A 22,347-nucleotide genomic window follows, 5' to 3' on the forward strand; every position below is an offset into this window, starting at 1 on the left:
GATTGGAGTAGATCGGGCGCTCTCGACACCGGGCTCCGCCTTGGGCAGAACAAGATCGGGTGCGCGCGGGAAAGCTGGTCTCCTTGGTCACCCGGGTTGAAACCGTCGCCTATCTGGGGCTCGAGGCCCGCACCGTCGAAGTGCAGTGCCAGATCGCCCCGGGTCTGCCGGGGTTCCATCTGGTCGGCCTGCCCGACAAGGCCGTGAACGAAAGCCGCCAGCGGGTCCAGGCGACCCTCGCCTCGCTCGGCCTGGCCCTGCCGCCCAAGCGGATCACGATCAACCTGTCGCCCGCCGATCTGCCCAAGGAAGGTTCGCATTACGATCTGCCGATCGCCCTGGCCTTGCTGGCCGCAATGGGGGTCACCGATGCCGAACAGCTGGGCGAACATGTCGCTGTGGGGGAACTGGCGCTGGATGGCCGGATCGTCGCCTCGCCGGGCGTCCTGCTCGCCGCGATGCATGCGGTCGGGATGGGGCGCGGACTGATCTGCCCCGGGTCGCAGGGCGCCGAGGCGAGCTGGGCGGGCGAGCTGAGCGTGATCGCCGCGCCCGATCTGATCGCCCTGCTCAATCACCTGCGCGGCATCCAGCAATTGCCCCCGCCGGTGCGGGGCACGATCGACATGGTGCCGCCGGGACCGGACCTGTCCGCGGTCAAGGGGCAGGAGACCGCCAAGCGCGCGCTCGAGATCGCCGCGGCCGGCGGGCACAACCTGCTGCTGTGCGGGCCTCCGGGCGCGGGCAAGTCGCTGCTGGCGGCCTGTCTGCCGGGCATCCTGCCCCGGCTCGAACCGGCCGAGGCGCTGGAGGTGTCGATGGTCGCCTCGGTGGCGGGAACGCTGGAGGGTGGTCGGATCAGCCGCGCCCGGCCGTTCCGCAGCCCCCACCATTCGGCCTCGATGGCGGCGCTGACCGGGGGCGGGCTCAAGGTGCGCCCCGGCGAGGTCAGCCTGGCGCACCTGGGCGTGCTGTTCCTGGATGAGCTGCCCGAGTTCCAGCGCGGCGTGCTCGATTCGCTGCGCCAGCCGCTCGAGGCGGGGGTGGTCACCGTTGCCCGGGCCAACGCCCATGTCACCTTCCCCGCCCGCTTCCAGCTCATCGCGGCGATGAACCCCTGCCGCTGCGGCCACCTGGGCGATCCGGCGCTGGGCTGCAGCCGCGCCCCGCGCTGCGCGGCCGATTATCAGGCCAAGCTGTCCGGCCCCCTGCTCGACCGGATCGACCTGCATGTCGAGGTCGAGGCGGTCAGTGCGGCCGACCTCGCCCTGCCCCCGCCGGCCGAGGGCAGCGCCGAGGTCGCCGCGCGGGTCGCCCGGGCGCGGGCCGTACAGACCGCCCGGCAGGCGGCCAGCGGAGCGCGGACCAATGCCGAACTGGACGGCAAGGCGCTGGAGGCCCACGCCAGTCCGGACGAGCCCGGCAGCCGGCTGCTGCGCCAGGCGGCGGAGACGCTGCGCCTCTCGGCGCGCGGCTATACCCGGGTGCTGCGGGTGGCGCGGACCATCGCCGACCTCGCGGGGCAGGAGACGATCGGCCGGGTCCACGTGGCCGAGGCGCTCAGCTATCGGCGGCGGGCCGTGGTGGCCTAGTCCATTGCAGGGTCCGCCGCTCGCCGACGCACGATGTTAGGCGAGGATCAGGTGCACATTGTCCCGGGCCTCGGTTCCCCCCGGACCGTGATCCCGGATAATGTCGACCAGCCAGTCAAACACGGTAAGGCCCTCGCCGCGCTCCGCCCGTTCGAGATCGGCCGTCAGGGCGGCGACGAAGCTAGGGTCGCAGCGTTTGAGCTGCCCTTGCAGCTGCCGGACTGTTTCCGGATAGCCGAGCGCTTCGCGCGACCGTCCGGAAGCCGTCCATTGCAGGACGAAACCCTCATCGGGGGTCCCGAAACCACCTCGAAGGAGATCGTTGAACGCATTCAGGTTGCGCCCCCACGGGATGTCCGGAACCAGACAGACGCTCACTGCGTCATAAAATGCTTCGAGCGAGGTGATGGCCTCGCCGTCGAGCACATAGGTCCGCAAGGCCAAGCGAGGCTTATCCCGCCCGCCGCACGGTCAGGACCTTGACCGGCGGGTCGAGCAACTGGCCCTTCATCACCCCTTCGCCCTTGGTCTCGGACCGGGGCGCGTCCCAGATCTTGCGCGCCACGTCCATGCCGCTGACCACCCGGCCGAAGACGGCATAGCCGGCCTGAAGCTCGGGATTGTCGGACTTGGGATCGGCGTCGAGCCCGGTCAGGTCGGACAGCATGATGGAGAAGTCTGCGGTGGCCGTGCCGGGCGCGAGCCGCGCCATCGAGAGCGCGCCGGCCTTGTGCGACAGCCCGGTCTGGGTGGTCGGCTCGTGCGCGACCGGCTTGAACAGCTTGCGCGGATCGCCCTGCAGCCCGGCCTGGACCAGTCCGTTCGGCTGTTCGCCCCAGGCCAGCCGCATGGCGCGGTAGAAGGTCATCCCGTCGAACCGGCGGGCATCGACGTAACGCACGAAGTTTTCGACCGTCAGCGGGGCATGGGCATGATCGAGCTCAAGCTCGATCGGACCGAGTTCGGTCACCATGGTCACCCGCACCAGATCGCCCAGCGGAGCGGCGGGAACCGGTGGCGGCGGCGCGCGGCGGGGGACCGGCTTGCGCGCGGCACCGGTCAGGGCGAGCAGGATCAGCGGGACGGCGGCAAGGACGAATCGGCGTTTCATCGCGCAATCATGCCGCACAAGGCCGGGGTCTGTCAGGCCCTGGGGATCAGGCGGGCTCTTCGGCCGGGCGGGTCGCCTCGTCGCGCGCCAAATCGGCCCAGTCGGCCCAGGCCAGATCCTCGTAAGCGAGCACCCGGCCATCCTGGGCACGAATGGTCACCGGGGCGATCGGGCGCCGGTCGCGCTTGTCGATCAGCACCGGATTGGACGGCACGCCCAGCCCGTGCTTTTCCCCCCATTCGCGCAGGGCGATCATCGCGGGGAGCAGTTCGATCCCCTTTTCCGTCAGCCGGTAGATCACCTTGCGGCGATCATCCTCCTGCGGCTGGCGCAGCAGGATGCCGTGTTCGACCAGCTTGGTCAGGCGGTTGGCCAGGATGTTGCGGGCGATCCCGATCCCGACGAACTGTTCGAAATGGGTGAGGCCGTTGAAGGCGGCGCGGAGCAGCAGGAACGACCAGCGCTCACCCATGACCTCGAGCGCCATAGGCAGCCCGCAGTTCTCGGCATCAAGGGGTTCGTGGAGCGATTCCATAATTGTAAGCTTACGCTTTTTACTTAGGGTGTCGAGCGTACAGAGGGACATGCCTACTAGTTGCAAAGCGAGACGGATTAATCTAGTCCCGATTCGCAACTGACATGAATGTCAGCAAAGGAGATTCCCTCATGGCCCGCATGCTCCCTGTCGCAACCCTTGCCGCTCTTGTCCTGTCGCTGCCGACCCTGGCCCTGCCCGCCCAGGCGGCCCCGAGCGGCTGGTCGGCGACACTGCGCGAACCCCTGGCCCAGCCGCGGCATGAGATCGTCAACGGCGTGGTCTGGACCTGCATCGGCACGCAGTGCACCGCGCCGGCCCAGGATTCGCGCCCGGCAATCGTCTGCCGCAAGGTGGTGCAGAAGTTCGGCCCCCTCACCCGCTTCACCTCGCCCGCCGGTGAACTGGAGGCGGAGGCGCTGGCCAAGTGCAACGGGTGAGCAACGCCTGACCGGACGCCCGCCGCTCCCGCATCTCCAGCGTCAAGCCCGCGCGGGCATGAAGGAACGGCTGGCCGGTCCGCTAACAAGAGGCGATGGGATTGCTTGCCAACAGATGCGCCGAACCCCCACCCCCATCCCCTTCCCAACGGGGAGGGGAGCGAGGCTGGCCCATCCCCTCCCCAACGGGGAGGGGAGCGAGACTGGCCCTGCCGCAGGCGGGGCTAGTCGCAGCGGGGAGGGGGCTCGACCGTCGCGTTGGCAAACGTCCCCATCACCCGGAAAAAGACGATAGGGTTGCTTGCCAACACCAGCGCCGAATCCCCTCCCCGGCTCGTCCTGAACCTGTCGAAGGACGGGGAGGGATGCGGGACTCGCCCGGACAAGACGCCTCCTAAAGCAGCCCGCGCTCCGTCAGGTCCCGCTCCAGCCCGGCCGGATCGGTGAACAGGTGGCCATGCCAGCCCGCCGCGCGCACGGCGGCGATGTTGGCGGCGCTGTCATCGATGAACAGCATGGCCGGTCCGGCCCGGCCGAAGCGTCGCTCGGCGAGCGCGTAGATCGCCGGATCGGGCTTGGCGATCCGTTCCACGCCCGACACCACGATGTCGCGGAACCGCTCCAGCACCGGCAGGGTCGGGCGGAAGCGCGGCCACAGGTCCGCACCGAAATTGGTGATCGCATAAAGCGGCACGCCGCGCGCGTGGAGCGCTTCGACCAGGGCGATGGTGCCCTCGATCGGGCCGGGGATGGTCTCGTTGAACCGGGTGGCATAGGCGTCGATCAGGGCCGCCTGCGCCGGGAACTCCGCCTTGCGCTCGGCCACCATCTCGGCCAGCGGACGCCCGGCGTCGTGCTGGTAGTGCCAGGCTTCGGTCACCACGGTGGAGCAGAACCATTCCAGCTCGGCCGGATCGGCGATCAGCTTGCGGAACAGCACGCGCATGTCCCAGTGGACCAGCACGCGGCCGACATCGAACACCACCGCCTCGATCGCTGCGCTTGCGCTCATGCCCTGTTTCCCCGGTGCCCTGTCAGGCGGAGCACGGTGCCCAACCTCAAACGGCGCCCAAAAACGGTCGCGGCCCGCGCTCCGGAGCGGAGGCGGGCCGTGCGACGTGCAGCCGGCCCTCAGGCCCGGCCGGCCAGGACGATCAGCCCTGGCGCGCCTTGAAGCGGCGGTTGGTCTTGTTGATCACATAGGTCCGGCCACGACGGCGGATCACGCGGTTGTCCCGGTGGCGGTCCTTGAGCGACTTCAGGCTGTTGCGAATCTTCATGATAGACCTCGTGCGGGAAAGCCCCGCGGAAAACTGGAAGGCGCCCGTTAGTGGGCGGCGGGTGCCGAGTCAACCGCGAAGGCGGCCCAGTCAGCCCTCGCCGCGGATTTCCGACAGACGCCGCTCCCATGCCAGGGCGTGCCGGACGATGGTATCGAGATCGGCATAGCGCGGCTGCCACGGCAGGGTCGCCTTGATCCGCCGATTGTCCGAGACCAGCGCCGCCGGATCGCCCGCACGGCGCCCCTCGATTGTCCGGTTGATCTTGAGGTTGGTCACCCGATCCACGGCATCGAGCACTTCGAGCACCGAGAACCCGCGGCCATAGCCGCAGTTCATCGTCAGCGAGATCGCCGGATCGGCGATCAGCGCCTCAAGGGCCAGGACGTGGGCCTCGGCGAGGTCGGCCACGTGAATGTAATCGCGCACGCCGGTCCCGTCGGGCGTGTCGTAATCGGTGCCGAACACCCCGACATGGCCGCGCTTGCCCAGCGCCGCCTCGACCGCGACCTTGATCAGGTGAGTGGCCCCGGCGGTCGACTGGCCCGAGCGCGCCTGCGGATCGGCCCCGGCCACATTGAAATAGCGCAGCGCGCAGTAGTTGAGCGGATGGGCCCGGGCGGTGTCGGCCAGCATGAACTCGGTCATCAGCTTGGACATGCCATAGGGATTGATCGGCCGCTTCGGGCTGTCCTCGGTCACGGGTGAGACCTCGGGCTCGCCGTAGGTCGCGGCGGTCGAGCTGAAGATGAAGTGCGGCACCCCGGCCGCGACCGCCGCGGCGATCAGCGCGCGGGTCTTGGCGGTGTTGTTGTGGTAATACTTCAGCGGGTTTTCCACCGACTCCGGCACGACGATCGAGCCGGCGAAATGCATGATCGCGCGGGTGCCCTGCTCGGCGAAGATGCGGGCGAGCAGCGCGCCATCCTCGATATCGCCTTCGTAAAGCGGCACGCCTTCGGGGACGGCGAAGCGGAAGCCGGTGGTCAGGTTGTCGATCACGGCGACCGGCCAGCCCGCGTCCTTGAGCGCCAGCACGGCATGGCTGCCGATGTATCCGGCGCCCCCGGTGACAAGGACAGGGACGCGCGGGGAGGAAGCAGCAGCCATCGGTCGAATCGCTCCGGTCGGTCAAGGGTCGTTCGCCGCGGGGTTAGCACGGCGAATCTGGCAAGGGGGTTAACCCTGCCCCGACGTTTGGCAGAGCGTTCCGTTCATCCCCGGGCAAGCTCCGGGCCCATAGGCCGTGCCCCAGGGGCGACGAAAGGAAATCCGTGTCCATCCAGCAACCAGGCAGCCGGTCCGGCCGCCCAACCTTACGGCCCCTCTCCTCGCGCTTCGGCCGGCATGCGGCGATGTCCGCCTGCGCTCTCGGGCTGGCCCTCGCGATGCCGACCCTGGCTGAAGCCCGCCCCGGCTGGGGCGGGCCCGGATGGGGGGGATCAGGCTGGAACGGGCCGGGCTGGAACGGGCCAGGTTGGGGTGGCGGCATGATGCGCGGTGGCGGGCCGGATCGCAGCCGCAACGGCCCGCCCGAGGACAAGGTCACGGTATCGACCTTCGTCACCGACGAGCAACCCGCCGCCGCCACCCTGCGCACCGGGACGATCTCGGTCACCGGCGCGCCGACCGGATCGGGCGTCGATAGCGGCGAACTGGCGGTCTATGCCGCCGCCGTGGTTGATCAGCTCACCCAGGTGGGCTACCGCACCGACGTGCCCGACAGCACCTCCGGACAGGTCACCGAACTGCACATCAGCCACGAGACGCTGCAGCCGGAAGAGGTGAAGAGGCCGGTCAGCGGCGCCATGGCCGTGGGAGTGTCCAACCTTGGCACGTCCACCGCGCTGGCGCTTAACATCGACCTTTCCAAGCCCAGATCGGCGCTGATTTCGACCACTCTGGAGGCCCGCATCCGCGACAAGGCTTCGGGCAAGGTGCTATGGGAAGGGTGCGCCGACATGGCCACGCGCGCCGGGGACGATCGCTGGTCGTCCGGGGCGATCGCGAACCGGTTGGCCGCCGCCCTGTTCGACCGCTTCCCCACCGGGAACGGCCCGCCGACCTGAAGGAGCCTGCCGTCCCATGCCCGACTGCCTTCCTGGACCACAGGCGCAGTCGGATCGGACCGGCCGTCTCGGCTTCGTCCCCCGGGCAACCTACGCCATTGGGGTAGATTGCCACTCATTGAGAGTGGTTAATTCGACTTTCAGCGCGTTGTGACACTCCTCCGGCCTTGGCATCTCAAGGGCATCGCTGCGGTCGCGGCGGGAGGACCCGACTGATGTCCAGCAAGGCCAGACAATGGTTTCACAGCATCGCGCATGGCTGTGCCCTCGTTGTCCTGCTGGGCGCCAGCGGAGTCGGGGCATCGGATCTGTCTCCCACCGATCGTCCCGCTCCCGCATCCCCGATGGCGACGGCGGCCGGTCTCACTCCTCTCCTCGGACCGGCCGCCACCCCACCACCGCCCCGTCCCACCGGGGCGCTGCGGGTCACCGCGATCGCCCGGCGCCTGCTGCTGGCCAATGCCGATGGCTGCGCCGAGCAGCGCCACGACTTCGGGCTGGAGACCGCGGCACCGTCCGGGCGATCCTGGGGCGCGCCGGTGACCGTGGTCTGGCCCGACGGTCCGGCCCGGGCCGCCGGATTGCAGCCGGGCGACCTGATCCGCACCATCAACGGCGTGCCCTGGTCGGCCGACGCGCGGGAGCGCGAGCGGTTCATGGCGACCCTGGCCGACGCCGGGCGGACGCCGCGCATGGCTCTGGTGGTCGAGCGTGATGGCCAGCCCCGGACCCTGACCCTGGCGGGGCAGCCCCGCTGTCACGCCGAGGTGCGCTTGTCCGACCAGCCGTTCATCAACGCCACGGCCGAGGGATCGCAGATCGTCATCGGTGGCGGGCTGGAACGGCTGCTGGCGGACGATGCCGAACTGGCCTTCGCCGTGGCGCACGAGGCCGCTCACCTGATCCTGGGCCACACCGCGCCGGAGCAGGCCCGGGCGATCGTCACCCGTGCCGATCGCGTGGCGCTGGAACAGGAAGCCGATGCCCTGGCCATCGTGATGATGGCACAGGCGGGCTATCGCCCCGATGCGGCGGCCGGCGCCTGGCTGAAGGTCGCCGATGCCAGCCGGACGCCGCTGCTGCGGCTGATGGACATTAGCGGCCCCTACCCCGCCACGCAGGAACGCGCCGCGTTCCTCGCCGCCGCCGCCAGCCGCCTCATCCCGCCCGCCCGGCTTCCGGTCAGCCACGCCCGCTAGGGCCTGCCGCACCCTGGCGGCCCGATCAGGTGCCGAAGACCGGCCGCGCCCGAACATCGCGCTTTGCTCGCTCCCAGGCAGAGGACACATAGGGAGGCTGGCCATGCCGGCTTGCAATTCGCCCGCGCCGCCCACAGGTTGGTCCGACGCGGGGGCAAGAGGATCGACCATGGCGCAACGGACATTCCCACCCCTTCGCGCGGCGCTGGCGCTGCCGCTCCTGCTGGCGCCCGGCCTGTCCGGTTGCGTCGCGCCAACGGGTCCGGTCGAGGTCACGCGCTTCCATCTGCCGGACACCGCCATGCTGGCGCGCGGGACCGTGGCCGTGGTCGCGGCGCCGGGGCTCGATCCCTCCTCGCTCGAGCTGCGCGCCTTTTCCGCCGCGGTGGCGCGCGAGCTGCAGCGCCAGGGCTATCAGGAAGTGGCCGCCGCTGCCGGCGCGCAACTGGCCGAAGTGCGGATCGAGCGGCACACCAGCCAGCCCGAGCGGCGCCGTGGGCCGGTCAGCGTCGGGGTGGGCGGCAGCACCGGGTCCTATGGCTCGGGTCTGGGCGTGGGGATCGGCTTCGACCTGTCGGGCCGCCCCCCGGCGATGACCGAAACGCGGCTGGGCGTGGTCCTGCGCGACAAGGCCAGCGGCCGCGTGGTCTGGGAAGGCCGTGCCAGCTTCACCGTCCGCGCCGATTCGCCGCTCGCCACGACCGAACTGGGCGCCGCGCAGTTGGCCGCTGCGCTGTTCAAGGATTTCCCGGGCAAGTCGGGCGAGACGGTACTGGTCAAGCCGACGCCCTGACCGCATGAAGCGGCGCATGAACGACATCACGATCCATGCTCAGTTCGATTCGGGCAATATCGAGGTCCTGGCGATCACCGGGACCGAGGCCCGGCTGACCATCCGCCGCGACCACCAGTCCGAATTCTTCCAGTGGTTCCACTTCCGCGTCAGCGGCGCGGCCGGGCGCGAGGTGACGCTGCGGCTGACCGGCCTCAATGCCAGCGCCTATCCCGGCGGCTGGCCCGGCTATCGCGCCGCCGTATCCGAGGATCGCGAACACTGGGGCCGCGCCGCGACGGACTGGGACAAGCAGGCCGACGGCGGCACCCTGACGATCCGCCACCAGCCCGCGGGCGACCTGGCCTGGTTCGCCTATTTCGCGCCCTATTCGCTGGAGCGCCACGACGATCTGATCGCCGCCACCGCCCAGGCCGAGGGCGTGACCTATCGCTGCCTGGGCACCACGCTCGACGGCCGCGCGATCGACTGCCTGGAACTCGGCGAAGGCGACACCCAGGTCTGGCTCTATGCCCGCCAGCACCCGGGTGAATCGATGGCCGAATGGTGGATGGAGGGCGCGCTCGACCGCCTGACCGACCCCGCCGATCCCTGGGCAAGGCTGCTGCGCCAGCGGTGCCGCTTCCACATCGTGCCGAACATGAACCCGGATGGTTCATTCCGTGGGCATCTGCGAACCAATGCGGTCGGCGTGAACCTCAACCGCGAATGGCACGCCCCTTCCCCGGACCGTTCACCCGAAGTCCTGGCCGTGCTGCGCGCGATGGACGAAAGCGGGGTCCATTTCGCCATGGATGTCCACGGTGACGAGGCGATTCCCGCGGCCTTCATCGCCGGCTTCCACGGCATCCCCGCCTGGACCGAGGGCCAGGGCGCCGGCTATGACCGCTATCGCGCGATCCTGGAGCGCCGCTCACCCGACTTCCAGACCCGCCTCGGCTATCCCACCGCCCGCCCCGGCAGCGCCAATCTGACGATGAGCACCAACCAGCTCGCCCAGCGCTTCGGCCCCAGCCACGGCTGCGTCGCCTTCACGCTGGAAATGCCGTTCAAGGACAACGACGACCTGCCCGACCCCGCCCAGGGCTGGAGCCCGGAACGCTCGATCCAACTGGGCCGCGACTGCATCGCGGCGCTGGGGGAATGGCTGACGGGGCGGGAGTGACGGGGCGGGAGTGACGGGCTGGGGCCCCAACCCCCTTCGACACCCCGCCGGACGAACGGACCGCGATCACGGCTTCACCGGACCACCCTTCGGTTGCGGGCCGTCCTTCAGGTAATGCGCCAGCCAGGCGTGGACCTCGCGGTAGAACTGGCGGCTGTCCTCGGGCTTGGTGATCCAGTGCCACGCGTCGGGGAACACCAGCAGGCGGCTGGGCACCTTCATCCGTTGCAGCGCGGTCCACATGATCAGCGTGTTGCCCAGCGGCACGCGGTAATCGCGTTCGCCGATGGTCATCAGCATCGGCGTGGACCACTTGGCCGCATGGAGCACCGGGCTCTGATCGCGCCAGACCGGGCTATCGCCCCAGGGCACGCCGCCGCTGCTCAGTTCGCGGCCATAGTTGAAGTCGCTTTCGCCCCACTGGGTCAGGAGGTCGGCCTCACCCGCGTGGCTGACCAGGCACTTGTAGCGCTTGGTCGCCCCCTCCATCCAGTTGGCCAGGTGCCCGCCATAGCTGGCGCCGCCGGCGCAGGCGTTGCTGGCATCGATGTACGGGAAACGGCGCACCGCCTCGTCGACGGCCTGGTTGATCTCGTTGGCCGGGGTTCGCAGCGGATCGCCCTTGATCGCGCGGGCAAAGGCTTCGCCATAGCCGGTCGACCCGGTGTAGTCGGACATCAGCACGACATAGCCTGCCGCCGCCAGCAGGTGATAGTTCCAGCGCAGCCCGATCTGGTCGGGGTTGGACGAGGCCGGACCGCCGTGCATCATCACGAACAGCGGATACTTCTTGGCGGGATCGAACGCGGGCGGCTTGACGATCAGGTTGTGGATCGGCCGCCCGCCCGCGCTGGTGAAGACAAAGCGTTCGGGCGGCCCCCAGTCGATCGTCGCGGCCTGCGCCACGTTGACCTGGGTGAGCAGCCGGTGCGACCGCTTCACCGGGTCGATCCGCACCACCTCAACCGGATTGACCGCACTGCCGTAGAGACCGACGAGCACCGTTCCGTTGGCCTTGGCCGCCAGGTCCAGGGCGGTATATCCCCCCACGTCCGGGGCGATCACCTTCTGCGGCAGGCCGCCCGCCAGGGGAACGCGATAGAGGTTCTCGCCAGCGCCCTCGGGCACCAGCATGAAGATCGACTTGCTGTCGGGCGTCACGGCGAACTGCGCCGGTTCCCGATCGAACCCGGGGGTGACGTCCTCGGCGGCGGTGCCACCGTTCCAGACCAGCCGCTTCAGCCGTGGCAGGGAATAGACTTCCTCGACCCGGTCGGTCTTGTTGAACAGGAGGTGGCGGCCATCGGGAGTGAAGGCCAGATCGGAAAAGCCGCCCGCGCCGGCCGGCAATTCGCGCGCCTCGCCCCCTGCGACCGGCAGGGCCCACAACCGGTAGCCGACATTGGCAAAGGCCGCGTTCCACCGTTCGGTGGTGGCGACGAAGACCACGTCCTTGCCATCGGGGCTCCAGCGGGGCGACAGCGACACGCCGCCATCGCCATTGGCCACGCCGAAGAAGCCATCCTCCTTCGCCAGCGCGGTGCCGCTCAGGATATCGCGCGCGGGCTGGCCATCGTCGAGCGACTGGAGCCACAGGCTGGGGCGCCGGTCATCGTACCATTCATTCCAGTAGCGCACCGGCGAATGGTCATAGGTCCGCATGTTGAACTTGCGGTCCTTGCGCTCGGCCCTGGCCTTGCGCTGGCTGTCGATATCGCTCGCCCCGGGCCAGACGCTGGCTTCGAACAGGATGGCGCGACCATCGGGGCGCCACTGCGGCTTGCGCGCCGCGAAGGGGACGGTGGTGACGCGCTGGGCCTCGCCGCCGGCCACATCCAGCACATAGATCTGGGCGTCCTCGTCGCCTTCGCGCTTGGCCGAAAACGCCAGCCGATGGCTGTCGGGCGCCCAGGCCACGTCGTCCTCGCCGCCTCTGGTGTTGGTGATCCGGCGCGGCGGGGCCGAGCCATCGGCCGGAACCAGCCACAGATCGGAGACCGCCTTGTCGGCCTCATAGGCCGGCTCGTTCATGGCATAGACCACCCAGCGCCCGTCCGGGCTGATCGAGGGCGCGCCGACGCGCTTCATCATCCACAGCGTCTCGTGAGTCAGCACCTGGCGCCCCTGCGCCATGAGCGGCGCGGGCGTCACGGCCGGGACCAGGCCCATGGCCCCAATGACCGCCACCCCGATTGCCAGACCCCGCGCCACCGCCCGCGTTTTCGCCATCATGTCCTGCCGATGCTCCCCTTCCGGCGCGCGCCGGGGCGCCGATCCCGCTGCGTGGGCTATCACCTCGCGCCGCGATCGCCAACGGGGTGCGGGCTGGGCCCCGGTCAGCCCGCGACCACGATCGAGTGCTGCAACCGCACCTCGTCGAGCAGCGTCTCGATCGCGGCGTGCTGGGCATCCGTTCCGGCGGGTCGGACGTCCCAGTTGCAATGGGCATGCGTCCTCGGGTCCCGCACGATGATCCGGCCGAGCGCACGCCGCCAGGTCTGCGACGTGCCGCCCTGGTCGCGGACAAGCCGGGCGATGATCAACTGCTCAAGGTCCGCGGCGGTCATGCCTTTGCTTAGCCGCTGGCGGGGATGAGGCAAGACGGGCTTAGCCCAGGTTCGCCGGACCGAAGGCGTGGGGCAGCAGCTCGGACAGGCGCAGTTCCAGCACGCTTTCGGCCCCGACGCACCAGATCACCGGATCGGTGCCGCCCAGCTGGGCCAGTTCGTTCAGCACCTGGCGGCAGCGGCCGCAGGGCGTGACGGGCGCGGCACCGGGGCGGGCCGCGCCGTGTTCGTCGGGGGCACCGCCGATCACCGCCACGGCCACCAGCCCGCCGCGCACCCCGGCATTCATCACCTGGGCGACCGCGCTGGTCTCCGCGCAGAGCGCCAGACCGTAGCTGGCATTCTCGACATTGGCGCCGACCGCCACCGAACCATCGGCGAAGGCCAGCGCCGCGCCGACGTGGAAACCCGAATAGGGGGCATAGGCCCGGGTCGACGCCTCACGGGCGGCGGCGATCAGGGCGGACTGGTCGATGGCCATCAGGTCCTCACTTCGGCATCACCACCCAGCGCAGCGGCTCTTCCCCCGCGTCGGTGACAAGATGGGTGTTGGCGGTCCACATCGCCCAGGGGCGGGCGGTATATTCAGGCTCGAACCGTTCACCCGTCACCCACAGGCTGCGGTCGATCGCCATCGCGACGTGATAGCGGGCCTCGAACCGGCGCGACAGCTTGAGGATCACCGCCTTGCCAGTGTGAGTCTCGATCTGGTTGAGGAAGGTCATCAGCTCGCTTTCCACCTTGGCGTCGCTGACCTTGACCGGGCAATCGTCGGCCAGCCGGTCAAGGTCGACCGCGGGGGGAAGCATCTTGGCGTCGCGCGGGATCACGGTGACGAAGTTCGCCGCCTGGCGCTCGGCCGGCTGGCAGGGGTCGTAGAGATGGACCGCCCCCACCTTGAGCCCGGCGGCGCGCGCGTCCTCCAGGTTCTTCACGAAGGCGGGATCGCGCGCGAAGGCGCTGGCGCTGGCATCGACATAGGCGAAATCGGCCCCCACGGCCTTGACCGCGGCCCAGTCGATCGCGCCCTCGGTCGTCCCGACCTCGATCCCCTGGACCGGATAGAGAACGCGCTCCGGGGTCCAGTGGCGCAGGTGCCACCATCCCCAGACCCCGCCGATCAGCGCGACCAGCAGCAGCAGCGCCGCCAGGCGCAAGCGCCAGCGGCCCGTGGCGGCGGCGTACCCTCTCCTCCTCGCCATGGTGCGGTGTCGATCCTGTGTCGTGTCCGGACGGGAATGGCGCCGCTCAGGCCGCCTGCCCCTCAGCCCCTGATATGCAGCACGCTGATCAGGGTAAAGAGGCGGCGTGCCGTGGCAAAGTCAGTTTCGATCTTACCTTCGAGCCGCTCCAGCAGCAGTTCGGCCGCCTCGTTGTGGATGCCGCGGCGGGCCATGTCGATCGTCTCGATCTCGGCCGCGGTCGCCTTGCGCACCGCCTGGTAATAGGAATCGCAGATCGCGAAGTAATCGCGGATGGACCGGCGGAAGCGGCCCATGCCCAGGATCAGGGTTTCCAGGAGCTGGCCGGAATCGTCCGCCACCTCCATCTGCAGGCGGCCGTCATGCACCGCCAACCGCACCCGATAAGGCCCCTCGTGCCCGGCGGCGAAGGCGCGGGCCGGCTTGAAGGTGTTGTCCTCGATCAGGTCGAACATGGCGACCCGCCGCTCCTGCTCGATATCGGCATTGCGGCTGAGGATCGTGGCCTCGTCGAGTTCAATGTGCGAGATGCGTGCGTCCGCCATGGGGGCAGCAGCCATTGCAAATGCTGCGCCGCACCGCAAGGCGGTTTGAAATCCACATGCTGTGGAATAATTCCCCCGCACCGCCACCTTGCGAGGCCGCGCGGGACGGCGCATCAGTCTGCGCTTCATGGCCGAGAATCTGCTTATCACCCCGCTTGACGCGCCCCATCCCGCCGGGGACCAGCCCGCATCGGCCCCAGCCGGCCGCACCCTGCCCGCCAATATCGAAGCCGAGGCCGCCTTCCTTGGCGCGGTGCTGATCGACAACCGGGTGATCGAGGAGCTCAACACCCCGCTCAAGCCGGCGCACTTCTTCGAGCCGGTCCACGCCCGCATCTACGAGCGGATCGTGCAACTGCTCGATCGCAAGGCGGTGGTCACCCCGGTCACGCTGAAGCCCTATTTCGAGGCGGACGAATCGCTGCGCGCGCTGGGCGGGGTGACCTACCTCGCCCGCCTCACCGCCGATGGCCAGGGCCTGCTCGCCCCGCGCGAGCTGGCCGAGCAGATCTATGACCTGGCCCTGCTGCGCGAGCTGGTCAGCGTGGGGCGCAACCTGGTGGAAGCCGCGCTCGACACGTCGGAAAGCGTCGAGCCGCTGCAGCAGATCGAGCTGGCCGAGGCCGCGCTCTACAAGGTGGCCGAGGGCGCCTCGACCGGCAGCGAGGCCAAGGAATTCGCCACGGCGACCAAGACCGCGCTGGGCATGATCGAGCAGGCGCTGCTGTCGGGCGGGCATGTCTCGGGCAAGACCACGGGCCTCACCTCGATCAACGAGAAGGTCGGCGGCCTGCACGATTCGGACCTGATCATCCTCGCCGGGCGCCCGGGCATGGGCAAGACCTCGCTGGCCACCAACATCGCCTTCAATGCCGCCGACCGCCTGCGCCGCGACCGGCTGGACGGCATTCCGGACGAGAAGTCGGTCGGCGCGGCGACCGCCTTCTTCAGCCTGGAAATGAGCGCCGACCAGTTGGCCACCCGCATCCTGGCCGAACAATCGGGCATCAGTTCCGAAGCGCTGCGCATGGGCAAGATCAGCCGCGACGATTTCCAGGCCCTGTCCTTCGCCAGCCAGCGCCTGGCCGAGCTGCCGCTCTACATCGACGACACCCCGGCCCTCACGATCGCCGCCCTGCGCGCCCGCGCGCGCCGGCTCAAGCGGCGCCACGGGCTGGGGCTGATCGTGGTCGACTACCTGCAGCTGCTGCAGGGCACCGGCCGCGCCAACGACAACCGCGTGAACGAGATTTCGGAAATTTCGCGCGGGCTGAAGACCCTGGCCAAGGAGCTTTCGGTTCCCGTGATCGCGCTGTCGCAGCTCAGCCGCGCGGTCGAACAGCGCGAGGACAAGCGCCCGCAGCTGTCGGACCTGCGCGAATCGGGCTCGATCGAGCAGGACGCCGACATGGTCTGGTTCGTCTATCGCGAGGACTATTACGTCGCCGCCAAGGAGCCCAAGCGCCCGGTCGAGGGCGACGACGGCAAGATCCACGATGCCCACGCGGCCTGGGCTGCCGAGATGGAGCGGGTCTATGGCCTGGCCGAACTGATCGTTGCCAAGCAGCGCCATGGCGCCACCGGCAAGGTCCGCATGCGCTTCGAACCGCGCATCACGCGGTTCAGCGACCTCGCCGAGGATGCGCTGGGCGGACACAGCTACGACGATTGAGGGCGGCGCTTTCGCCAGAGGTCGGTGCCGTTCACCACAGACGATTGACGGCAAAGTCATCGAACAAGGCCTCGTTCGAAACCAGCACCAGATTTTCCGCCTGGGCCTGTGCAATCAGCAGCCGGTCGAAAGGATCCTTGTGCGGGATCGCCATGGCCCCCGCCAGTCGGGCGTGGCGCGGCGTAATTGCCAGCTCGTCAAAGCCCTGGCTCGCCAGAACGCTCTCGAAATCACGCGCCAGCAAGGCCGCGCCCGGCAGCTTGCCGATACGGAACTTGGTCGCCACCTCCATTGCTGAGGCCGCGCTGACCAGCACCAGGTTGGCTTCATCGGCGATGGCTTCACGGGCCCTTTGGCTGAGCGCCATATCGCCAGCCAACCACCAGATCAGCGCGTGAGTGTCGAGCAAAAGCCTCAATCGAGACTCCAGCCCGCCAGCTCCTCATCGGGCAAGGGTTCGCCGAACCGCTCGTCGGCAGAGATCTGGCCACGCAGGGCACCAAAGCTCCGCTTGCCTGAAGGCTCCACGGGAACCAGCTTGACCACGGGAACCTTGCCCCGCGCGATCACGACCTCGACGCCGGCCAGGGCATCAGCGATCAGCTTGGACAGGTTCGTCTTGGCATCGTGAACTGAGAACTGCGCCACAACCATCTCCTTAGCTAAGACTTTAGCTAACTTTATCGTCGTCCGCAACAGCCATGACCGCCCGATTTCCTTGACTTTCCGCCCACCCCGGCCTAGGCGCCGGGGTTTCCAGCAGTGTCTGCCTTATCGGAGTGCCCCATGGCGCGCGTTACCGTTGAAGATTGCGTCGACAAGGTCCCCAACCGCTTCGACCTCGTCCTGCTTGCCGCGCAGCGCGCGCGCGAGATTTCGGGCGGCGCCGAGCTGACGATCGAGCGCGATCGCGACAAGAACCCCGTGGTTGCCCTGCGCGAGATCGCGGAAGAGACCGTGCGTCCGACCGTGCTGAAGGAAAGCGTGATCTCTTCGCTGCAGCGCGTCCTGCCCGAAGACGACGATGAGGTCGATGAGATCGGCTCGCTCAGCCAGCAGGCCGAAGCCCTGCGCATCACGGCCGCCGCGCCGGTGCGCAACACCTCGCTGGGTGGCGACTACGACGGCTGAGCCACTCCGGCCCCTGGCCAATTGCAGAAAAGGCCCCGGTGCTCGCTGCACCGGGGCCTTTTGCTTTCCGGCCGCTCCCCCTAGAATACACCGGCAAGCGGGGGACATCATGACCGAGTGGCAACAAGCGGTGGGAGATCTGGCGCAGACATCGCTGACAGCGGCGGCGATCGAACGCGAACGGGGAGCGAGCGGCGGCCAGCCCGGCCATGACGGCCATACCCACGAGGGCGCCTGCCTCAATTGCGGCACCACGCTGATCGGCACCCATTGCCACCAGTGCGGGCAGCACGCCCATGTCCACCGCACCCTCGGCGCGTTCTTCCACGATCTGCTGCACGGGGTGTTCCATTTCGAGGGCAAGATCTGGCGCACGCTGCCGCTGCTGGTGTTCCGCCCCGGGCAATTGACCCGCCGCTATATCGACGGGCAGCGGGCCCGCTTCATTTCGCCGCTGGCGCTGTTCCTGTTCTGCGTCTTCGTGATGTTCACCAGCTTCCACATGGTCGGGGGCGAGATGGCGGTGGATCCGCGCCAGCTGGTCCAGAACAGCTCGCCCGCCGACCGCGCGAAGGCCCTGCGCGAGGCGGAGACGAAGCTGGCCCAGCTTGAGGCCCGCCGCGCCGTGCTCGTGGCCCAGGGCAAGCCGACCGACCCGGTCGACGGCGAACTGAACGGGGCGCGGCTGGCCGTGGAGATCATCCGGGGCATACCAGACGACAAGCCGAAGGCCGCCGGACAGACCGGCGTCACCGCGACCCGATCCCCGACGAAAACGGCCCCTGCGGACGAAGGCCCGACCGGCCTGGTCTTCGGCGACAACGGCAAGGGCTTGCACAGCGATGTGCCCCAGATCCAGCACGCGATCGAGGCATTCAAGACCAACCCGACGCTGGTGCTCTACAAGATGCAGAGCAACGCCTACAAATACAGTTGGGCCCTGATCCCGCTTTCGGTGCCGTTCCTGTGGCTGCTGTTTCCGTTCAGCCGGCGCTTCCACCTTTATGACCACACGGTGTTCGTCACCTATTCGCTGTGCATGATGACGCTGCTGTCGGTGGTGATCCTGCTGGTCAGCCAGGTGCAGTCCGAACCCTGGGTGCCGCTGCTGCTGCTGGTTCCGCCGGTGCACATGTTCGCCCAGCTCAAGGGCACCTACGGCGGGTCCTGGCTGATGACCGGGGTGCGCACCTTTGCCCTGTCGATCTTTGCGATTTTCAGCCTGACCCTGTTCGCCATGCTGATCCTGGCCCAGACCGGCGCGGGCTGATCGTCCGACGGACGGGCCCGGTGGATGGCGCCGGTCGGAAATCCTGGGACCCCCGATTCAGCGGCCCATACTCAGCGGCAGGGCCACTTGCGCGCGAACAGGTCGCCGATCGCAGTGGTCAGGGTGGTCCGATCGCGTGCCGCGGCGGGATAGGTCTCCAGATGCGCGAGGAACTGGTCGTTCCCGATCTCGACCTTGGGTGGCGGACAGGAGCTGGGCCGCCCTGCGGCCCGTTCCTGCGCCAGCCGGGCGCGATACTCGGCCCCTGCCGCCTGGCCGATGCCGCGCAGGGTCTTCAGCTCGGATGAGAACAGCGCCGCGATACCCTTGGCCTTCAGGGCATTGGCCCGGGCAAGGAAGCTGCCGACGGTGATCTGCCCCTCGGCGGCCGAAGCCGGGACCGCGCCCACCAGGGTGAGCGAGACCACGGCAGCGATCGCGATCCTTCCGATCTTTCGCTGCATTCTTGTCAGGCTCCCTGCGCCGCAGCGCCGTTGAAGCGACGACCGGCCTTGGGGATGGCCGAGCCCTGCACCGCCACCGGACGAGCCGGACCGCTCGGACGGTCGGGACGATCGATCTTGCCGTCCTTCATGAGCTGCTCGATCTCCTCACCGGTCAGGGTCTCGTACTCGAGCAGGGCCTGGGCCAGCAGGTGGAGCTTGTCCTCGTTGGTCTTGAGAATCTCGGTCGCGCGGGCATGGGCGCCGTCGACCAGCATGCGGATTTCGCTATCGATCAGCTTGTTGGTCTCGTCAGAGGCGAACAGCCGGGCCGAGCCGCCCATGCCGAGGTAGCCTTCCTGCTGATCCTCGTACTGCAGCGGCCCGAGCTTGTCGGACATGCCCCACTTGGTCACCATGTTGCGGGCAAGGCCGGTGGCGTACTGGATATCGGACGACGCGCCCGAGCTGACCTTGTCGTAACCGAAGATCAGCTCCTCGGCGACGCGGCCGCCCATCGCGACCGACAGGTTCGCGTGCATCTTGTCGCGGTGATAGGAATAGCTGTCGCGTTCCGGCAGCCGCATCACCATGCCCAGCGCGCGGCCGCGCGGGATGATTGTGGCCTTGTGGATCGGATCGGATGCCGACTCGTTCACCGAGACGATGGCGTGACCGGCCTCGTGATAGGCGGTCATCTTCTTCTCGTCGTCGGTCATCACCATGGACCGCCGTTCGGCGCCCATCATGACCTTGTCCTTGGCGTCCTCGAACTCCTGCATGGCAACCAGGCGCTTGTTGCGCCGGGCGGCGAGCAGCGCGGCCTCGTTCACCAGGTTGGCCAGGTCCGCGCCGGAGAAGCCCGGGGTGCCGCGCGCGATCGTGCGCGGATTCACGTCCGGCGCGAGCGGGACCTTCTTCATGTGGACCGACAGGATCTTCTCGCGGCCTTCGATGTCGGGGATCGGCACGACCACCTGACGGTCAAAGCGGCCCGGGCGCAGCAGCGCCGGATCGAGCACATCGGGGCGGTTGGTCGCCGCGATGATGATGATGCCCTCGTTCGCCTCGAACCCGTCCATCTCGACCAGCAACTGGTTGAGCGTCTGTTCGCGTTCGTCGTTCGAATTGCCCAGGCCGTGGCCACGGTGGCGGCCGACCGCGTCGATCTCGTCGATGAAGACGATGCACGGCGCGTTCTTCTTGGCCTGTTCGAACATGTCGCGCACGCGGCTGGCGCCGACGCCGACGAACATCTCGACGAAGTCCGAGCCGGAAATGGTGAAGAACGGCACGCCCGCCTCGCCCGCGATCGCGCGGGCCAGCAGGGTCTTGCCGGTACCGGGCGAGCCGACCAGAAGCGCGCCCTTGGGGATCTGCCCGCCGAGCTTGGCGAAGCGGCTGGGATCGCGCAGGAACTCGACGATCTCCTCCAGCTCCTCGCGCGCTTCATCAATGCCGGCGACATCGTCGAAGGTGACGCGGCCCTGCCGTTCGGTCAGCAGCTTGGCCTTGGACTTGCCAAAGCCCATCGCGCCGGACCCGCCGCCCTTCTGGACCTGGCGCAGCGCGAAGAAGGCCACGCCCAGGATCAGGATGAACGGCAGCGAATTGATCAGGACATAGAGCAGCAGGTTGGGCTCGTCCGCCACCTTGCCGGCATAGCGCACGCCCTTCTGCTGCAGCAGTTCGGGCAGGCTGGTGTCGTTGGGGATCGGCACGGTGCTGAACGCGTCGCCGTTGCGGTAGCGCCCGGTGATCCGTTCGGCCCCGACGGCCACCTCGGCCACGCTGCCGTCGGCCACCTTGGCCCGGAAATCGCTGTAGGCGATGGGGGTGCCGCTGCTTTCCGTGCGGGTCCCGAACATCGAGACGACCAGGATCAGGGCAACGAAGATGCCCCCCCAGACCAGCAGGCTCTTGAGCCAGGGATTCCCGTTGGGCTGTTCTTCATTCATCGCGGGCGAAGTCCTTTCCCCGTGCAATGTAGGAGAGAAGGTCTGAATGGCAAGCTAACCAACGGTGCAGCCGGTCGATTTAGCCGCCATCGCCGGTGCCTTGGCCCGGCCCGCAGCCCCGCCGGAGAGCATGCCCTGTCACAAGGTGCTCAGCCAGGGCTCAACCACGGCGAAATGGGAGGGCCAGTCCGGCCCGCGATAGCCGCGCAGTTGGCGGATCTGGCGCATGCGGTCGGGGCAGTCCTCGAGAAAGGAGAGGATCGCCGATTCCCAACCAAGCCCGTCGAGCGGATCGAGATAGTGCGGAATGTCCCCGGCAATTTCGCGGAAGGCCGGCAGATCGGTGCAGATCACCGGCGTGCCCAATTGCATCGCCTCGACCACGGGCAGGCCGAAGCCTTCGGCGAATGACGGCATCAGCAGGGCCCGCGCCCCGGCCATCAGACGAGCGGCTTCGAGGTCGCTGGCGCTGCCCAGTTCCCGGATATGCCCGCGCAGCAGCGGATTGCGATCCAGCACCGCCAGGGCATGCTCCGCCTCCCAGCCGCGCTGGCCGATCACCACCAGCCGGGGCGCGCGATGACCGAGCCGTTCCACCAGCTTCCGCCAGATCTGGAACAGCAGGATGTGGTTCTTGCGGCCCTCGATCGTGCCCACCACGATGAAGTGCGGGCGATCCATCGCCGCCGGCGGCGCGCTGTCCGGGATTTCGTGACCGGAAATCCAGGCCGGGACGAAGGGCGGTACGGCCAGTTGCTCCAGCTCGGCAAAGGCCTGCAGTTCGTCGAGCGTGCTTTGCGAATTGCCGATGATCCCGGCCGCGCAGGTCAAGACGTTGCGCATCCGGGCGCGGTGCTTCTCGGCCTCGCCGCTGCGGCAGAACTCGGGATGGGTGATCGGAATCAGATCGTGGACGAGAAACACGGCCCGCAGGCCGTTGCGCCGGACCCAGCCCGGCAGCGAAGGCTCGTCCAGTCCGGTGTGGCCGATGTTCAGATAGATCGGCCCGCGGCCTGCCCGGCCCTTGGCCACCCCCCCGCCCGAGCTGAGCGCGAAGGGCAGCAATCGCAGCAGCCGGGTGCGGAACCCCGGCCCGCCCGCGCGGATCGCGGCAAAGAGCCGATCCGACGCCGCGGGCGAGAACACGCGCTGCATGCCGCCACGCTGGACGACCGCCTGGGCGCGATCACCGAAATGATCCAGATAGGCCAGACACACCCGATCGATCCCGGTCGGCAGGCGCCCCGACCATGCCCGCCAGACCAGCCTGGTCACATCGATCAGATAGTCGCGTTCGATCAACGATCGGTGCCTTCCCGGCTGACCACAAGCGTATTGGCGAGGTTGGATTGCCCTTGCAGGAGCCCCGGAAACA

Annotated in this window: 25 protein-coding genes; 9 read left to right on the forward strand and 16 right to left on the reverse strand. The window is 68.6% G+C overall.

Translation table 11 applies throughout. The features are described 5' to 3' along the window. The first annotated feature begins 83 nt into the window (after window positions 1-83). Complete coding sequence (locus H7F49_RS07275; protein WP_185682910.1) at window positions 84-1,592, forward strand: YifB family Mg chelatase-like AAA ATPase; 1,509 nt, start codon at window positions 84-86, stop codon at window positions 1,590-1,592. Window positions 1,593-1,628: 36 nt separating this feature from the next. Here H7F49_RS07275 and H7F49_RS07280 read toward each other — a convergent pair whose 3' ends face one another. The 3 genes from H7F49_RS07280 to H7F49_RS07290 are packed head-to-tail and all read right to left on the reverse strand — an operon-like array spanning window position 1,629 to window position 3,238. Continuing rightward, window positions 1,629-2,036 carry a barstar family protein gene (locus tag H7F49_RS07280; RefSeq protein WP_214647701.1) on the reverse strand — a complete coding sequence of 136 codons (408 nt, stop codon included), beginning with the start codon at window positions 2,034-2,036 and terminating at the stop codon, window positions 1,629-1,631. A gap of 7 nt (window positions 2,037-2,043) precedes the next feature. Further along, window positions 2,044-2,703, reverse strand: coding sequence for a peptidylprolyl isomerase (locus H7F49_RS07285; RefSeq protein WP_185682911.1), 660 nt, complete (start codon window positions 2,701-2,703; stop codon window positions 2,044-2,046). 46 nt (window positions 2,704-2,749) lie between these two features. Continuing rightward, complete coding sequence (locus H7F49_RS07290; protein ID WP_185682912.1) at window positions 2,750-3,238, reverse strand: winged helix-turn-helix transcriptional regulator; 489 nt, start codon at window positions 3,236-3,238, stop codon at window positions 2,750-2,752. Between the two features lie 131 nt (window positions 3,239-3,369). On the opposite strand from H7F49_RS07290, the gene H7F49_RS07295 reads away from it, so the two are divergent. Continuing rightward, complete coding sequence (locus H7F49_RS07295) at window positions 3,370-3,678, forward strand: CC_3452 family protein (RefSeq protein WP_185682913.1); 309 nt, start codon at window positions 3,370-3,372, stop codon at window positions 3,676-3,678. 394 nt (window positions 3,679-4,072) lie between these two features. Here H7F49_RS07295 and H7F49_RS07300 read toward each other — a convergent pair whose 3' ends face one another. From H7F49_RS07300 to galE, 3 genes are all read right to left on the reverse strand, one after another. Then, window positions 4,073-4,690: an HAD-IA family hydrolase gene (locus H7F49_RS07300; RefSeq protein ID WP_185682914.1), complete on the reverse strand. Its 618-nt coding sequence runs from the start codon at window positions 4,688-4,690 to the stop codon at window positions 4,073-4,075. 142 nt (window positions 4,691-4,832) lie between these two features. Continuing rightward, window positions 4,833-4,958, reverse strand: a complete 126-nt coding sequence (ykgO, locus tag H7F49_RS07305) for a type B 50S ribosomal protein L36 (RefSeq protein ID WP_003046794.1) — start codon at window positions 4,956-4,958, stop codon at window positions 4,833-4,835. Window positions 4,959-5,048: 90 nt separating this feature from the next. Beyond that, window positions 5,049-6,068: a UDP-glucose 4-epimerase GalE gene (galE, locus tag H7F49_RS07310; protein ID WP_185682915.1), complete on the reverse strand. Its 1,020-nt coding sequence runs from the start codon at window positions 6,066-6,068 to the stop codon at window positions 5,049-5,051. 245 nt (window positions 6,069-6,313) lie between these two features. Here galE and H7F49_RS07315 point away from each other — a divergent pair, with 245 nt between their 5' ends. From H7F49_RS07315 to H7F49_RS07330, 4 genes are all read left to right on the forward strand, one after another. Beyond that, window positions 6,314-7,027: a hypothetical protein gene (locus tag H7F49_RS07315; protein ID WP_235981983.1), complete on the forward strand. Its 714-nt coding sequence runs from the start codon at window positions 6,314-6,316 to the stop codon at window positions 7,025-7,027. Window positions 7,028-7,371: 344 nt separating this feature from the next. Then, window positions 7,372-8,226, forward strand: a complete 855-nt coding sequence (locus H7F49_RS07320; protein WP_185682916.1) for a M48 family metalloprotease — start codon at window positions 7,372-7,374, stop codon at window positions 8,224-8,226. 169 nt (window positions 8,227-8,395) lie between these two features. Then, complete coding sequence (locus tag H7F49_RS07325; RefSeq protein ID WP_185682917.1) at window positions 8,396-9,019, forward strand: DUF4136 domain-containing protein; 624 nt, start codon at window positions 8,396-8,398, stop codon at window positions 9,017-9,019. 16 nt (window positions 9,020-9,035) lie between these two features. Beyond that, entirely contained in the window at window positions 9,036-10,184 is a 1,149-nt protein-coding gene (locus H7F49_RS07330) for a M14 family metallopeptidase (protein WP_185682918.1), read from the forward strand. Window positions 10,185-10,250: 66 nt separating this feature from the next. Here H7F49_RS07330 and H7F49_RS07335 read toward each other — a convergent pair whose 3' ends face one another. The 5 genes from H7F49_RS07335 to H7F49_RS07355 all read right to left on the reverse strand — a co-directional run bounded on the left by H7F49_RS07335 (window position 10,251) and on the right by H7F49_RS07355 (window position 14,498). Continuing rightward, on the reverse strand, window positions 10,251-12,416 hold the full coding sequence (locus H7F49_RS07335) for a S9 family peptidase (protein WP_235981984.1): 2,166 nt from the start codon (window positions 12,414-12,416) through the stop codon (window positions 10,251-10,253). Window positions 12,417-12,520: 104 nt separating this feature from the next. Further along, window positions 12,521-12,751, reverse strand: a complete 231-nt coding sequence (locus H7F49_RS07340) for a hypothetical protein (protein ID WP_185682919.1) — start codon at window positions 12,749-12,751, stop codon at window positions 12,521-12,523. Window positions 12,752-12,791: 40 nt separating this feature from the next. After that, window positions 12,792-13,232, reverse strand: coding sequence for a cytidine deaminase (locus H7F49_RS07345; protein WP_185682920.1), 441 nt, complete (start codon window positions 13,230-13,232; stop codon window positions 12,792-12,794). A gap of 7 nt (window positions 13,233-13,239) precedes the next feature. Further along, a complete protein-coding gene (locus H7F49_RS07350; protein WP_185682921.1) occupies window positions 13,240-13,953 on the reverse strand; it encodes a glycoside hydrolase family 25 protein in 714 nt (237 codons plus the stop codon). 62 nt (window positions 13,954-14,015) lie between these two features. Further along, entirely contained in the window at window positions 14,016-14,498 is a 483-nt protein-coding gene (locus H7F49_RS07355; protein WP_185682974.1) for a UPF0262 family protein, read from the reverse strand. Between the two features lie 127 nt (window positions 14,499-14,625). On the opposite strand from H7F49_RS07355, the gene H7F49_RS07360 reads away from it, so the two are divergent. Beyond that, the gene (locus H7F49_RS07360; protein WP_185682922.1) at window positions 14,626-16,170 is read left to right on the forward strand and encodes a replicative DNA helicase; all 1,545 of its coding nucleotides are present in this window, start codon (window positions 14,626-14,628) and stop codon (window positions 16,168-16,170) included. Window positions 16,171-16,201: 31 nt separating this feature from the next. On the opposite strand, the gene H7F49_RS07365 is transcribed toward H7F49_RS07360, so the two are convergent. Together H7F49_RS07365 and H7F49_RS07370 are read right to left on the reverse strand one after the other, a co-directional pair. Next, entirely contained in the window at window positions 16,202-16,588 is a 387-nt protein-coding gene (locus H7F49_RS07365; protein ID WP_185682923.1) for a type II toxin-antitoxin system VapC family toxin, read from the reverse strand. After that, the gene (locus H7F49_RS07370) at window positions 16,585-16,818 is read right to left on the reverse strand and encodes a type II toxin-antitoxin system Phd/YefM family antitoxin (protein ID WP_185682924.1); all 234 of its coding nucleotides are present in this window, start codon (window positions 16,816-16,818) and stop codon (window positions 16,585-16,587) included. Before H7F49_RS07370 ends, H7F49_RS07365 begins: the two co-directional genes overlap by 4 nt. A 138-nt stretch (window positions 16,819-16,956) precedes the next feature. Between H7F49_RS07370 and rpoZ the strand changes: the two genes are divergently transcribed. After that, window positions 16,957-17,301, forward strand: coding sequence for a DNA-directed RNA polymerase subunit omega (rpoZ, locus tag H7F49_RS07375; RefSeq protein WP_185682925.1), 345 nt, complete (start codon window positions 16,957-16,959; stop codon window positions 17,299-17,301). A 109-nt stretch (window positions 17,302-17,410) separates the two neighbouring features. Then, window positions 17,411-18,571, forward strand: a complete 1,161-nt coding sequence (locus tag H7F49_RS07380) for a DUF3667 domain-containing protein (protein ID WP_185682926.1) — start codon at window positions 17,411-17,413, stop codon at window positions 18,569-18,571. 71 nt (window positions 18,572-18,642) lie between these two features. On the opposite strand, the gene H7F49_RS07385 is transcribed toward H7F49_RS07380, so the two are convergent. From H7F49_RS07385 to H7F49_RS07395, 3 genes are all read right to left on the reverse strand, one after another. Next, window positions 18,643-19,035: a hypothetical protein gene (locus tag H7F49_RS07385; RefSeq protein WP_185682927.1), complete on the reverse strand. Its 393-nt coding sequence runs from the start codon at window positions 19,033-19,035 to the stop codon at window positions 18,643-18,645. Between the two features lie 5 nt (window positions 19,036-19,040). Beyond that, on the reverse strand, window positions 19,041-20,972 hold the full coding sequence (gene ftsH, locus H7F49_RS07390; protein ID WP_185682928.1) for an ATP-dependent zinc metalloprotease FtsH: 1,932 nt from the start codon (window positions 20,970-20,972) through the stop codon (window positions 19,041-19,043). Between the two features lie 138 nt (window positions 20,973-21,110). Next, window positions 21,111-22,274: a glycosyltransferase family 4 protein gene (locus H7F49_RS07395; protein ID WP_214647703.1), complete on the reverse strand. Its 1,164-nt coding sequence runs from the start codon at window positions 22,272-22,274 to the stop codon at window positions 21,111-21,113. Between the last annotated feature and the right edge of the window lie 73 nt (window positions 22,275-22,347).

The organism is Novosphingobium aerophilum (genome assembly GCF_014230305.1).
GTDB classification, from domain to species: Bacteria; Pseudomonadota; Alphaproteobacteria; order Sphingomonadales; family Sphingomonadaceae; genus Novosphingobium; species Novosphingobium aerophilum.

What these genes read in the sequence shown, in the direction of transcription:
- galE (WP_185682915.1), bottom strand. Translation starts at nt 6,068, where the DNA reads ATGGCTGCTGCTTCCTCCCCGCGCGTCCCTGTCCTTGTCACCGGGGGC.
- H7F49_RS07330 (WP_185682918.1), top strand. Translation starts at nt 9,036, where the DNA reads ATGAACGACATCACGATCCATGCTCAGTTCGATTCGGGCAATATCGAG.
- H7F49_RS07300 (WP_185682914.1), bottom strand. Translation starts at nt 4,690, where the DNA reads ATGAGCGCAAGCGCAGCGATCGAGGCGGTGGTGTTCGATGTCGGCCGC.
- H7F49_RS07325 (WP_185682917.1), top strand. Translation starts at nt 8,396, where the DNA reads ATGGCGCAACGGACATTCCCACCCCTTCGCGCGGCGCTGGCGCTGCCG.
- H7F49_RS07290 (WP_185682912.1), bottom strand. Translation starts at nt 3,238, where the DNA reads ATGGAATCGCTCCACGAACCCCTTGATGCCGAGAACTGCGGGCTGCCT.
- H7F49_RS07345 (WP_185682920.1), bottom strand. Translation starts at nt 13,232, where the DNA reads ATGGCCATCGACCAGTCCGCCCTGATCGCCGCCGCCCGTGAGGCGTCG.
- H7F49_RS07380 (WP_185682926.1), top strand. Translation starts at nt 17,411, where the DNA reads ATGACCGAGTGGCAACAAGCGGTGGGAGATCTGGCGCAGACATCGCTG.
- ftsH (WP_185682928.1), bottom strand. Translation starts at nt 20,972, where the DNA reads ATGAATGAAGAACAGCCCAACGGGAATCCCTGGCTCAAGAGCCTGCTG.
- H7F49_RS07285 (WP_185682911.1), bottom strand. Translation starts at nt 2,703, where the DNA reads ATGAAACGCCGATTCGTCCTTGCCGCCGTCCCGCTGATCCTGCTCGCC.
- H7F49_RS07385 (WP_185682927.1), bottom strand. Translation starts at nt 19,035, where the DNA reads ATGCAGCGAAAGATCGGAAGGATCGCGATCGCTGCCGTGGTCTCGCTC.
- rpoZ (WP_185682925.1), top strand. Translation starts at nt 16,957, where the DNA reads ATGGCGCGCGTTACCGTTGAAGATTGCGTCGACAAGGTCCCCAACCGC.
- ykgO (WP_003046794.1), bottom strand. Translation starts at nt 4,958, where the DNA reads ATGAAGATTCGCAACAGCCTGAAGTCGCTCAAGGACCGCCACCGGGAC.
- H7F49_RS07350 (WP_185682921.1), bottom strand. Translation starts at nt 13,953, where the DNA reads ATGGCGAGGAGGAGAGGGTACGCCGCCGCCACGGGCCGCTGGCGCTTG.
- H7F49_RS07355 (WP_185682974.1), bottom strand. Translation starts at nt 14,498, where the DNA reads ATGGCGGACGCACGCATCTCGCACATTGAACTCGACGAGGCCACGATC.
- H7F49_RS07340 (WP_185682919.1), bottom strand. Translation starts at nt 12,751, where the DNA reads ATGACCGCCGCGGACCTTGAGCAGTTGATCATCGCCCGGCTTGTCCGC.
- H7F49_RS07315 (WP_235981983.1), top strand. Translation starts at nt 6,314, where the DNA reads ATGTCCGCCTGCGCTCTCGGGCTGGCCCTCGCGATGCCGACCCTGGCT.
- H7F49_RS07320 (WP_185682916.1), top strand. Translation starts at nt 7,372, where the DNA reads ATGGCGACGGCGGCCGGTCTCACTCCTCTCCTCGGACCGGCCGCCACC.
- H7F49_RS07335 (WP_235981984.1), bottom strand. Translation starts at nt 12,416, where the DNA reads ATGATGGCGAAAACGCGGGCGGTGGCGCGGGGTCTGGCAATCGGGGTG.
- H7F49_RS07295 (WP_185682913.1), top strand. Translation starts at nt 3,370, where the DNA reads ATGGCCCGCATGCTCCCTGTCGCAACCCTTGCCGCTCTTGTCCTGTCG.
- H7F49_RS07360 (WP_185682922.1), top strand. Translation starts at nt 14,626, where the DNA reads ATGGCCGAGAATCTGCTTATCACCCCGCTTGACGCGCCCCATCCCGCC.